This is a genomic window from Thermogladius sp. (assembly GCF_049970955.1).
Taxonomy (GTDB): Archaea; Thermoproteota; Thermoprotei_A; order Sulfolobales; family Desulfurococcaceae; genus Thermogladius.
Genome location: NZ_JBMFLY010000006.1, coordinates 17501 through 28668, shown reverse-complemented (window position 1 = coordinate 28668; position 11168 = coordinate 17501). Strand labels below are relative to the sequence as shown.

At 57.5% G+C, this 11168-nt stretch carries 11 protein-coding genes and 1 pseudogene; 6 read left to right on the top strand and 6 right to left on the bottom strand.

The features are described 5' to 3' along the window. Positions 1 to 122 precede the first annotated feature (122 nt). The 3 genes from ACP5VX_RS02190 to ACP5VX_RS02180 are packed head-to-tail and all read left to right on the top strand — an operon-like array spanning position 123 to position 2257. Entirely contained in the window at positions 123 to 683 is a 561-nt protein-coding gene (locus ACP5VX_RS02190; RefSeq protein ID WP_428724265.1) for a nicotinamide-nucleotide adenylyltransferase, read from the top strand. Between the two features lie 10 nt (positions 684 to 693). Next, positions 694 to 1356 carry a YkgJ family cysteine cluster protein gene (locus ACP5VX_RS02185; RefSeq protein WP_428724264.1) on the top strand — a complete coding sequence of 221 codons (663 nt, stop codon included), beginning with the start codon at positions 694 to 696 and terminating at the stop codon, positions 1354 to 1356. Continuing rightward, entirely contained in the window at positions 1349 to 2257 is a 909-nt protein-coding gene (locus ACP5VX_RS02180) for a biotin--[acetyl-CoA-carboxylase] ligase (RefSeq protein WP_428724263.1), read from the top strand. Before ACP5VX_RS02185 ends, ACP5VX_RS02180 begins: the two co-directional genes overlap by 8 nt. Here ACP5VX_RS02180 and ACP5VX_RS02175 read toward each other — a convergent pair. Together ACP5VX_RS02175 and ACP5VX_RS02170 are read right to left on the bottom strand one after the other, a co-directional pair. Beyond that, positions 2254 to 3609 (bottom strand): TldD/PmbA family protein, encoded by a 1356-nt coding sequence (locus ACP5VX_RS02175; protein ID WP_428724262.1) that lies wholly within the window; start codon positions 3607 to 3609, stop codon positions 2254 to 2256. The two genes, ACP5VX_RS02180 and ACP5VX_RS02175, sit on opposite strands and share 4 nt — an antisense overlap. Continuing rightward, positions 3599 to 4999, bottom strand: a complete 1401-nt coding sequence (locus ACP5VX_RS02170) for a TldD/PmbA family protein (RefSeq protein ID WP_428724267.1) — start codon at positions 4997 to 4999, stop codon at positions 3599 to 3601. Before ACP5VX_RS02170 ends, ACP5VX_RS02175 begins: the two co-directional genes overlap by 11 nt. 86 nt (positions 5000 to 5085) lie before the next feature. Between ACP5VX_RS02170 and ACP5VX_RS02165 the strand changes: the two genes are divergently transcribed. Genes ACP5VX_RS02165 through ACP5VX_RS02155 form a run of 3 tightly spaced genes read left to right on the top strand, consistent with a single transcriptional unit; the run spans position 5086 to position 8501 of the window. Then, the gene (locus ACP5VX_RS02165; protein WP_428724261.1) at positions 5086 to 7365 is read left to right on the top strand and encodes a DEAD/DEAH box helicase; all 2280 of its coding nucleotides are present in this window, start codon (positions 5086 to 5088) and stop codon (positions 7363 to 7365) included. A gap of 52 nt (positions 7366 to 7417) precedes the next feature. Continuing rightward, the gene (locus tag ACP5VX_RS02160) at positions 7418 to 7717 is read left to right on the top strand and encodes a lipoate protein ligase C-terminal domain-containing protein (protein WP_428724260.1); all 300 of its coding nucleotides are present in this window, start codon (positions 7418 to 7420) and stop codon (positions 7715 to 7717) included. Beyond that, complete coding sequence (locus ACP5VX_RS02155; protein ID WP_428724259.1) at positions 7704 to 8501, top strand: lipoate--protein ligase family protein; 798 nt, start codon at positions 7704 to 7706, stop codon at positions 8499 to 8501. The genes ACP5VX_RS02160 and ACP5VX_RS02155 overlap by 14 nt, the downstream gene beginning before the upstream one ends. A gap of 83 nt (positions 8502 to 8584) precedes the next feature. Here the strand turns inward: ACP5VX_RS02155 and ACP5VX_RS02150 are convergent, their stop codons facing one another. From ACP5VX_RS02150 to ACP5VX_RS02135, 4 genes and pseudogenes are all read right to left on the bottom strand, one after another. After that, positions 8585 to 8851: a hypothetical protein gene (locus ACP5VX_RS02150; protein WP_428724258.1), complete on the bottom strand. Its 267-nt coding sequence runs from the start codon at positions 8849 to 8851 to the stop codon at positions 8585 to 8587. A gap of 51 nt (positions 8852 to 8902) precedes the next feature. Further along, on the bottom strand, positions 8903 to 9604 hold the full coding sequence (locus tag ACP5VX_RS02145) for a hypothetical protein (protein ID WP_428724257.1): 702 nt from the start codon (positions 9602 to 9604) through the stop codon (positions 8903 to 8905). Further along, the gene (locus ACP5VX_RS02140; RefSeq protein ID WP_428724256.1) at positions 9601 to 10893 is read right to left on the bottom strand and encodes an ATP-binding cassette domain-containing protein; all 1293 of its coding nucleotides are present in this window, start codon (positions 10891 to 10893) and stop codon (positions 9601 to 9603) included. The genes ACP5VX_RS02145 and ACP5VX_RS02140 overlap by 4 nt, the downstream gene beginning before the upstream one ends. Positions 10894 to 10916: 23 nt before the next feature. Next, positions 10917 to 11168 (bottom strand): annotated as a pseudogene (locus tag ACP5VX_RS02135) (ECF transporter S component); the annotation flags it as partial.

Sequence of the window (11168 nt, the reverse complement as noted above, 5' to 3'; positions counted from 1 at the left end):
TCAAGCTACACACTGCGAGCGGTAAGACCTACCCCGTCCAAGTCGTCCTACCTTAAACAGTAGGTTCTGGACCCCCGATACGTTTTTACAGATTTTTTAATAACTCCTCGAGACATACTCCTATGGGGTGCTTGTTGACCGACGACCGATGCCTAATGATAGCCAGGTTCCAGCCGTTCCACTACGGTCACTTGAACGCGCTAAAGTTCTGCTACGAGAGGTTTGGCGAGGTCGTGGTCGTGGTTGGGATGGCCAGCCAGAGCCACACGCCGGAGAACCCCTTCACGGCGGGCGAGAGGATCCTGATGATCAGGGAGAGCCTGAAGTGGAGTGGTCTACCGCTAGACAAGCTAATTACAGTAACGCTCCCGACACTAGAGGTCAGCAGAGTTGCCGTGCACTACGTCAAGCTCTACAGCCCCCCGTTCAAGTACGTCGTGACGTTGAACCCCGTCATACAGAGGGTGTTCATGGAGGAGGGGTATACGGTGGTGGAGCCTCCCAGGCTGGCGAGGGAGAACTACAGGGGTAGTATCATAAGGAGGCTCATAGCCGAGGGGAGGAGTGAGTGGGAGCAGCTGGTCCCGCCCCCCGTTGTAGACATTATTAAGAGCGTTGACGGTGTGGAGAGGATCAAGATGCTCTACAGAGAGAAGCTGCCGGGCTACTACGCGACCGTGTAAGGGGTAGTACATGAGGTTCGTCTGCACCCTCTGCGGCGACTGCTGCCGGGCGAGCCCCGTAAGCCTACTGCCTCACGAAGACGTTATTCTCAGGGAACTGGCGGAGGCGCTCGGTCTGCCTTACAAGAGCTACAACGGGTACTACATGTACGACAGGGTGTCGGGCTACAACCTGGCCTTCAGCTACGTGATGGACTTGGTTGACGGGAAGTGCCCCTTTCTCGCGGGGAACCTCTGCAGGATACAGAACATCTACAAACCGCTCATATGCCGCAGTTTCCCCTACATACCGAGACAGGTGAAGTACAACATCGACTCCTACAACCGAGTCGTCTACGCCACAGTTGAGTACGGGCTCAGCCTGATGTGCCCCGTCATAAAGAGGGATAGGAGCGTGCTGGAGAAGTACAGCGAGCTGAACCCCGGGATACTCTCAGAGTACATGCCATACGAGTACGACGCGGCAAACGAGATGGAGCGTATACGGAGCTTATTCCTAGCACTGCTCTCCACGCTCTGGAGGCTTGGCATTGTAGAGCTCGAGCCTGGGAGGCCCGGCGCACCCGTCTACAACCTCTACTTGTTCCTTGTGCGGCACTACCCCGACCTACCACACATACTCAAGGTAGACCAGGTCACGAAGAGGTTGGCGGAGCTGAAGGCCCATGAGTGAGCAGCCAGGAATAGCCGAGCTTCTGCTACTAGACCTGCTAAGCGCGAAGAGGAGCGTCGGAATAAGCGAGCTGTCGGGCGAGCTGGGGCTCGAGGTAGAAGAGGTCCTGAGGCTCGTCGAGAAGCTGTCGAGGAATTACATCATCAGGCTGGAGGGGGGTAGAGTATCGTGGTCCAGTGGCGACAACCCGAGGACTTTCAAACCGTGGGGCTGGATGCTCCAGTACAGGGTGGTCACGGGTTCGACCATGACGGCGGCCAGGCACCTCAACCCCTGGAGCATAGTCGTTGCAGAGTACCAGCTGTCTGGGAGAGGGAGGTTTGGTAAGAGCTGGGTTAGCTCCTTGGGCGGCCTCTGGGTCACCTACAAACTGAGGGTCTCCCCAAGGGCCGCGTCGATATCCTCCCTAGCCATCCCCCTGTACGTGATCGAGTCCCTTGAGAAAGTCAGCAATACCACGTTCAACGTGAAGTGGCCGAACGACATAACTTACAAGGGGAGGAAGGTGTCCGGGGTTCTCCTCGAGGCGGAGTCGATAGGCGAGGACATAGTACTGTACGTGGGGGTAGGGATCAACGTGAACAACGAGCCACCCCTACCCACCGCCGAGTCCCTTAAGAATATTACGGGCGAACTCGTGGCGAGGAACAAGGTCCTGTCCGTTTTAACGAGCCTGATATCTAGAATCGAGCACTACGCCAGGAGACCCGAGACCATAATGCACAAGTACACAAGCAGGCTGGAGACGCTAGGTAGGAGGGTAGAGGCGGAGACCGACGAGGGCACTATTGAAGGCGTTGTGGAGGACGTTGACGAGCAAGGTAGGCTAGTCCTGAAAACAGACAGGGGCGTGGTCCGCCTCGAGCCATACATAGCGAGGAACGTCAGGTACGTCGACTAGCCGCCGGACACCTTGGCCTCAGCGATGTACAAGCTGGGGGTTACGTAGTTGGCGTTAACCTCCGCGTCCGACCCTACCTCGACGAGCTTGCCGCCCAGCCACTCGTATATGTTCCCCGCCACGACAAACGATTTGACGGGCCTTACTCTCCCACCTTCTACGAGTAGCCCGTGAGTGACTGTGAAGTAGACCTGTCCCGAGACGAAGTTGCTCATCCAGCTACCTATAGTCGAGTAGACCACGATACCCCTCTTCAACTCCCTGGTGAACTCCTCTAAGCCCCCGCTACCATTCTCGAGCACGACGTTTGTTGGAGCCGGTGCCGTGGAAGCCCCAGGTAGAGTCCTGAAGCCGTTACCGGTCGACTCCATGTTAAGCCTTTTAGAGACGTAGTAGTTGGTCAGAGGAGTCGCGAAGACCCCCCTGTCGAACACGGTCTTGGAGTAGACGCCGACACCTTCGTCGTCGAAGCTCCTAGACCCGTAGTGGAGCGGGAGCGTCGGGTCGTCGCGTACAGTGACCTTCTCGTTGAGCACGGGCGCCCCGATCTTCCCCTTCAACGGGCTCCTGCCCTCGACGATGTTTAAACCCGAGACAGCAGGTATAAGAGCTGCCGTTAAGACCTCAGCCACGACCCTAGGAGCCAACACTAACGGGTACACTCCGGATTCCGGGGTAGTTGGACCCCGGAAGAGTGTGGTGTAGTCGACAGCCTCTACCACTCTCTTCACGAGCTCTTCTTCAGCTACCCTCCTGCTCCACAACGAGAAGTCGTACGTCGAGTCGGTCCCGCCGAACACCGACTTCACGCTCCCATACGCCCCGAAGAGGCTACATCTCTCGCTCACGTCTACACCGTTCGTGTTGGCCACCCTGATGTTCACCCTAGCCAGCTCCACTAGCCCCTCCATAACAGTAGTCTTGTCCGCACCTACTACACGACCGCGCTCCGCCGCGCTGTCCACTACCAGCTTAGCCAGCTCGACGGCCTTTTCCGGCTCCAGGTAGTCAAAAAGTTTAGAGTACGTCTCGGACCTTACCCCTCTATCGATTTTCGGCGGAAAGCCCTGCCAGTAGGGGTCCTCGGGGGCACTCCTCACAGCCCTTTCCAGGTCTCTCAAAGCCTCCTCCAGACTCGTACCCAGGTCGCCGACAGATATCCCTGCCACCCTCCTCCCGATCGCAGCTCTCAACCCGTACGTAGTCCTCGCACTGAACAACACCGGCTTGATCTCGCCGGAGACAATGGAGGCCGTGACCCTCTCAGTGCTGATGACCACGACTTCGAGCTCGCTCAGCCCTCTCCTCAACCCTTCTCTTAGGATCGCCTCAGGGTCAAGCCTAGCCTCCAAGAGCCACACCCCTGATTCTTACGTGGGGGCCCCCGTCGCCGACCCTGACCATCTGACCGCCTTTACCGCAACCGCCAAAAACGCTGGTCTTGACCTCCAGGTCTAAGCCGACGGCGTCCACGTTGAGGAGCGTCTCCAGGATGTTCCCTGCTATCATGACCCCTCTAATCATCCCCTGTACCTCCCCGCCCTCGATTATGAAGCTAGGGCCGCTCGTGAAGGTGAAGGAGCCGGTCGCGGGGTTTACCTGGCCCCCGGAGGCGCCGCGGCCCTTCAGGTACACCCCCCTCTTCGTGTCCTGTATGATCTCGTATGGGTCCCAGTCCCCCGGCTCGAGGTATATGTTGGTCTGCCTCACGAGTACGTTGTCAGCATAGGTCATGGACCTCCCATTGCCCGTCGGGCTCGCGTTGAAGAAGCCCGCTGTCTCTAGGTTGTGGAGGTAGCCTCTGAACACCCCCTTCTCTATCAGGTAGACCTTTACCTTGGGAGACCCCTCGTCGTCGTACGGTAGGTACACGCCACCACTGACTTTTCCGTCGTCGACTATTGAAACGAGCTCGCTGGCCACGACGCTACCCACTTTATTCTCGAGAACGCTCCCCCCGGACATCACTATGTCCGCCTCTGACGCGTGGCCGAAGGCCTCGTGGATGAGCAGGCCCACCATCTCGTTGTCCAGCACCACGTCGTACTTGCCGGGCGGGAGGGTCTTCGCTTTAAGGGCCCCTACTACGAGCTCGGCGTTCTCTTTAAAGAGCCTCTCCCAGTCGAAGTTCTTGACAAACTCCCATCCTGCAACCCTGGACTCCCCGTGAGAGAGCCTCTCCATAGAGCCCTCGGCTTGTGCTACAAGGACGCCGCCTATGCCCACCATCCTCCTCGTGAAGTCCACGTAGTCCCCTCTCGAGGAGGCGATCACCCTCCTGTCCTTTTCGAAGCCGTACCTCAAAACAACGCTGGACAGCGCCTTCTCCTCTCTAAGAGTACCATAGATAGCCTTGAGCAAGTCCACTTTTTCCGACACGTCTACGTCGACCGGGTCGATCGAGTAGTCGCTCACGACCCTATCCCTATAAACGCCGCGGCTCGCCACCCTTGCAGGCCTGGACCTACCCTCGAGGGCCCTGGCAATCCTAAACGCCTGCTCCAGGGCATTTTTAAGAGAAGGCTCGTTGAGGTCGTTCGTAGACGCGTAACCGACGAACCCCTTGTAAAACACCCTGAAGCCGACGCCCCGGCTCTTGGAAACTGTCGACTCTCTCACCACGCCGTTGTCTAGTAAAATGAACTCGTATGTATGCTCCTGGTACCTGACATCAACGTAGTCCGCTCCCATTTCCTCGCCTTTCCTAATCCAGGACTCGGGGTCAAAGCCCAACGAGACCATCTCAGCCAATAATAAGCACGGAGTGAAATTAAATGGCTTTCTTGTATAGGTTTTAGTTGTGTAGCAGTTAGTGCGAGTAACAACCCATGATAAGAGACAGGCTACTACTTGAGGTCAACAGCGAGCTGGTACAGCTCTACCCCCGCGCCGGAGCCTCCATTATACACGAACACGTGGAGGAGTCCGTCGAGCCCGAACCAGGCCCAAGCGTAGAGGAGTTAAACTTACCGGAGGACCTGAGGCGGACGCTCATTAAGGCAGGCATTAGTAGGCTCTACAAGTTCCAGTACGAGGCCTTCGAGAACATATTAAACGGCTTCAACACGGTGATAGTGGCCGGGACGGGGACCGGCAAGACGGAGGCCTTCCTCATACCCATACTAGTCGACGTCCACCGCAACCCTTCACCCCTGCCGAGAGCTGTAGTGACCTACCCCACCAAGGCGCTGAGCAGAGACCAGCTGGCGAGGCTCCACAAGTACTTGGTCTTCGGTAAAGTATCGGCGGGCGTCTATGACGGCGATACGCCAGTCGAGGCCAGGAAGAGGATGAGGTCTCAGCCGCCGGCCGTACTTATAACGAACCCCGACATGATACACGTAGGCCTAGTCCGCAGCCCCGCGATCAGATCGTTCGTCGACCGTGCAAAGTTCTTCGTTGTCGACGAGCTCCACGTCTACGAGGGGGTGCTCGGCACACACCTGAAGTACATAGTGGACAGAGTAAAGCTCGCCAAGGGAGGGCAGCTACAGTTTATAGCCTCTTCAGGCACTCTCAGCAACCCCAAGGAGTTCGCCGAGAGCATCTTCGGAGTCGACGTAGTGGTCGTCAAAGGGCCCAGTAGGAGGAGAGGCAGGGCCGTTCACGCTCTTGTCTCGTCGGGCTACTTGAGCAGGTGGACTATAGCGGCGGCCCTATCGAGTATACTCGCAAAGAGGGGTCTCAAGCACATAGTCTTCGTCGACAGCCAGCAGATGGCGGAGCTCGTGGCGAGGATCGGTAGGAGCTTCGGGACAGAAGTCTTAGTCCACAGGGCTGGGCTCCCACCCGAGGAACGTAGGAGGGTTGAAGAAAAGCTGAGATCCGGCGAAGTACTCGCCGTCGCGGCCACGCCTACTCTAGAGCTCGGAATAGACATAGGCGACCTCGACGCTGTCGTAATGTCATCGCCGCCGCCCAGCTTCACGAAGTATGTCCAGAGAGCTGGTAGAGCCGGTAGGAGGGGGAGACCAGGCTACGTCTTCACGATATTGGCCGACGACCCAATAGACTCGTACTACGAGAGGTACCCGACCCAGTTCTTCAGCCAGGAGATACCACCCTCCGTCATAGAGCCCTCCAACATAGAGGTCGCAAAGGTCCACCTAGTAGCCCACTTACTCGAGAGGGGGCGCCTCCACTTAAACAGCCTCCCACCTGTCTGGAGGAGGGCTGTCGAACTCCTCATAGAACATGGGCTCGCGTACACCAGGGGCTACTACGCCTACCCCCGACGCAGGCTCGCAATGGACTTCCTCGAGGAGTACGGCAGTATCAGGAGCGGGGGCCCCCTCGTCGAGATCTACGACGAGGCGACAGGCGAAGTGTTGGGGTCCAGGGAGTTACCCCAGGCCCTCCTAGACCTCTACCCCGGTGCGATCTATTTCATTCAAACCAAGCCTTACATCTCGCTGGGGGTAGACATCGGTAAGAGGGCCGCGTACGTGAAGAGGCTGGACGAAGACGTGAACTACTACACCAAGCCCTTGTACACCGTGGACGTGGTCGACTTCGAGGTCCTCGACGAGCGCGTCTCCAAGAGAAACATACCACTAACCTACGCTAACGTCGAGCTCGAGATCGCTGTCGAGGGCTACGTTGTCAAAAACGCCTTCGACGACAGAGGCGGCGAGAAGTACTGGCTCGACACGCCCCTCCGCTACTCATACCAGACTAAAGCCGTCCTGGTCAAGTACCCGACGATCGATGAGTGGGACAGGCTCGGCCACGCCGAGGCGTTCCACGCGATTGAGCACTCCCTGATCTCCGCTGCGAGGATAGTCTGTGGCGCCGGTTTGACGGACATGGGTGGGGTGAGCTACCCCAGCGGCGACATCGTGATCTACGATGCTGCGCCTGGCGGCAGCGGGCTTGCCAGACTGCTTTTCGAGAGGTTCGAGAGGGCCGAGGAGATAGCCCACGACATCGTCTCGTCCTGCAACTGCGAGGACGGGTGCCCCAGGTGTATCTACTCCCCGTTCTGCGGCAACAACAACCAGGTGCTCTCCAGGAGGAAGGCCGCGTACTACCTAAATGGCCTGCTCGCGGGTAAGCTGGTCGAGCACGGTAAGCCCCTGGAGGCGAGGTATGGGAAGCCCATCGCCTGAGGTCCCCAAGTTTTAATCCCTAGATCAACCTATATTGAGCCGGTAGACGGAGTTGCGGATAGGCGTATACGAGCATAAGGCCAGGAAGGGGCTGATTAGAGTCAGTTTAAAGATCGTAGAAGGAGTGATCGAAGAAGCGACCATTACAGGCGACTTCTTTATATACCCTGAGGATGCCCTGTTCGAGCTGGAGGCTACACTCAGGGGGGCTAAGGCGTCTTGGGAGGAGGTCTCGTCTAAGCTAGACGAGTTCTTCAGCCGGGGCGTAGAGCTAGCGGGCTCAACGCCCGAGGACTTCAAGACAGCTTTGAAAAAGGCTCTCGTGGAGGCCGGTGTACATGAGGGGGCTTAGGGTCCTGTTCTACGAGACCCCGGACAACCCGTTCTACAGTCTAGCGTTCGAGGAGGCGATATTCCAGAGCGTTATGCGCGGCGCCGACGCAACGCTGAGGTTCTGGAGGCATAGCAACGCTGTCATTATAGGCTACTTCCAGAAAGCTGACGAGGAGGTGAACATAGAGTATGCGAGGAAGATGAACATCAGTATCGCGAGAAGGTTCACAGGCGGGGGAGCAGTATACCACGACCTCGGGTGCCTCCTCTGGACAATTGTCACGAGGGGCCCCGAGAAGGGGTCTATCTCCTACCTCTACGACTACCTGTTGGAAGGCTTCGTGAAGGCCCTGAGAAGGCTGGGCTTCACTGCTGTACGAGAGAACGTCAACGACGTTGTCGTAACGAGCGGAGACAAGTCCTTCAAGGTGTCCGGGGCAGCAGGCAGTTTCAGGGGTGGTACCTACCTACTCCACGGCACTCTCCTTCTGAATACCAATTTAGAGGTGCTGTCGAGGGTGCTCAGGGTCTCGAAGGCCAAGCTAGCCGATAAAAAGGTCAGCGACGTGAAGTACAGGGTCACGAACCTGGCGAATCTGAACCCCTCGATAGGCGTCCCAGACGTGGTCAAGGCTGTGATCGAGTCCTACAGCGAGCTACTGGGGTTAGAGCCATACTACGACCTACCAAGCAGAGAGGAGATCGACCTGGCCAGGAGACTCTACGAGACCAAGTACTCGAGAGCCGAGTGGAATCTACTCAGAATGCCCCACTCATACTTCGAGCCGGCCAACAACCCATAAAGCCGTTTTTAAACCTCCCAAACCCTTTATTACGAGTACTGGATGAGGAGGGAACCGAACGCCGAGTAGAATGACGAGTACTTTCAAACCGACAATACGTTTTCTACACTCACACTTCCTTTCATGAGCTTGAATAGCCTGATCAGCGGGCGCTTACTCACTATAAACACGATCTTCTGCTCGCTGTAGGGGTTGTAGAACCCCACCCTCCTCTCCTCGAGGACCGCCGGCTTGGGCTTGTTGTGACAACAGCAGTCCTCGCACACCTTAGCCGAGTCGATATCAGGGTAGACCGAGTGGCAGTAGTCGCAGACGTAGTACACTAGCCCGTCAACTTTAACTGTGATCAAGCCCCCCACCCGTCCCCAATCTTGGATCGGAACTAGACCCTTATCACTTTTTCACGGGAGGACGACGTACAGGAGTACAAGGCCCAGAGACGCCGCCGTGAGAATAGCGGTGTGCCTGGCCGAGCTTCTCGTTGGTATGGCTCCTTTAACACGCCCCCCTACCTTGAGCCAGTTGTACTCCTCGACGAACCCTCCATACTCCAACATTATGGCGACAGCTGGTGCCAGCCTCCTGTGGGGCTTCTCCCTCTTCAAGACGCCTATGTGGATGGAGTCGACGAGGACTCTTAGCCCGTAGGGTATAGTACGCCAGGTGAGCAGAGGGTAGTAGCCTGGGGCTCGTAGTCTTATCAGTATGTTGGCGACCTTCACTGGGCTGAGGGCCGCGGCCAGGAACAAGATCAGGAGAGAGACTGCTAGAGACCTGACCAGGACGACCACCGCACCTACGGCGTCTACTCCAGGTAAGCCCACGTAGCCGCTTACGTAAGCCGTGAGGGAAAACCACGCAGCTGGTATAAGTGAGAGTAGGAGAGCGCTGTAGAGCCAGCTCCACCCCGGCCAGACGATGGAGAGAGGTAGAGTAGACCCCATCACGACGAGCGCCGAGACGGCACCCGGCTTGGTGACCACGAGCAGGGCGGAGACCAAGTACAGTAGCTTAGACCACGTGTAGGAGAGCCTGAAGCCCTCCTCCCCCCTCAAGAAGAGGGCGCGGTAGACTAGGTTGACTAGAGCCGCTATAAGGCTCACACTACAACACCACGGTCGATTACCACTCTCCTCTCGACGGCCCTCACGAGCCTATCGTCGTGACTCGCGATGACCACCGTTTTACCCTCCTCGACCAGCCTCTCGACAACTTCCACGACCCTGTTGGCGTTGAAAGTGTCCAGCCCTCCGGTTGGCTCGTCGAGCAGGTATACGTCAAAACCGCCGAGGTAAGCCGATGCGATCGCCAGCCTCCTTCTCTCCCCCGAGCTGAGGTCCGCCAGCTTACTCCCCATAACCCCTCTCAGGTCGAACAAATCGGCTACTTCTCTAGCTCTGTCCTCGTCACCGCCCGCCATGTACACCAGCTCTTCCCACGGGGTAGGCATCGAGAAGTACGCCAACGGGTTCTCCGGTATGTAGATCGGCCTACCCTTCACAGCAACGCTACCTCTACTGGGTCTCAGGAGCCCAGCCATTAGTTTCAAGAGCGTGGTTTTCCCAGAGCCGTTCCTGCCCACTACCGCTGTAAGGGTTCCGGAGGCGACCTCTAGGTCGACACCCCTCAAGACCCAGCCGTAGCCAGGGTACCTGAACCACACGTCTTTAAGCCGGATGGCGAGCCCGCTGCCGCCCCCTCTCCCTATCCGAGGGGTCTTCACCTCCCAGGCCCAGCTAAGCGTGTAGCCCTCGTACTCTACGACCCCGTCGCTCATCAGTATGAACCTCGGTCTAAGCTCTGCCCAGAAGAGCGGGTCGTGGTCCACGACTACAAACCCCTTTCCCTCGCTAAGTTGCTTTCGGACGAGGCTCTTCATTTTCGACCTGCCGGCTTCGTCGAGGTAAACGAGGGGCTCGTCCATCACGATGACTCTAGCGCCCGTGGCAAGCGCTTCAGCCCACAGCAGTAACTGCGTCTGCCCCGCGCTCAGCCCGTACGTTATGAAGTCCTCCATGCCTCCGAGACCAACCTCGTTTAGAGCCCTCGGGTCGCACTTGTCTCGCACGATAAGCTGAGTATAGCAGAACTCCGACATCACGGTGTAGCCTATTATCCCGTACCAGGGCTCCTGAGGTATGTAGGCTAGCACTCCCGCCAGTTCGCCCGGCTGGTACTCCTTCACGCTTTTACCGAGTAGGCGGACGTCGCCGCGGAGGTAGCCTCCACGTAAGGTAATAGTGTTGGTCAAAGCCCTTGCCAGGGTCGTCTTGCCTGAGCCAGACTTGCCTGTTACGACTACCAACTCCCCCTCGTCTAGCTCGAGGCTCACACCTCTGATTTTAAAACCTCCGGCGTAACCAGCCTCGTCTATCTTGGCCTCTAAGAGCAATAAAGTTCCCTTTCCTGTGGATACTACTTCTGTTTCACAAAACCTGCCCTATATAGCCACACCGCCACCGGTAGAGAGATTATGACGCCTGACACGGCCTGCCCTATGTTTACGGGGACCTCGTACAACGCGTTGATGGGGGGTCTACCTGTAAGAGGATTACTGACGAAGTACTCGTAGAGGAAGTAGCCGGCGACCATCAACGAGCCCGCGATAAGCAGGGCGAGGGGCTCGAGGGACTTCACAATGTATTTCGTCACACCGTAGACCACTAC

Bases quoted from the DNA above. Each gene is read 5' to 3' on its own strand.
- ACP5VX_RS02190 (WP_428724265.1), top strand. From the start codon at position 123: ATGGGGTGCTTGTTGACCGACGACCGATGCCTAATGATAGCCAGGTTC.
- ACP5VX_RS02185 (WP_428724264.1), top strand. From the start codon at position 694: ATGAGGTTCGTCTGCACCCTCTGCGGCGACTGCTGCCGGGCGAGCCCC.
- ACP5VX_RS02180 (WP_428724263.1), top strand. From the start codon at position 1,349: ATGAGTGAGCAGCCAGGAATAGCCGAGCTTCTGCTACTAGACCTGCTA.
- ACP5VX_RS02170 (WP_428724267.1), bottom strand. From the start codon at position 4,999: ATGGTCTCGTTGGGCTTTGACCCCGAGTCCTGGATTAGGAAAGGCGAG.
- ACP5VX_RS02165 (WP_428724261.1), top strand. From the start codon at position 5,086: ATGATAAGAGACAGGCTACTACTTGAGGTCAACAGCGAGCTGGTACAG.
- ACP5VX_RS02155 (WP_428724259.1), top strand. From the start codon at position 7,704: ATGAGGGGGCTTAGGGTCCTGTTCTACGAGACCCCGGACAACCCGTTC.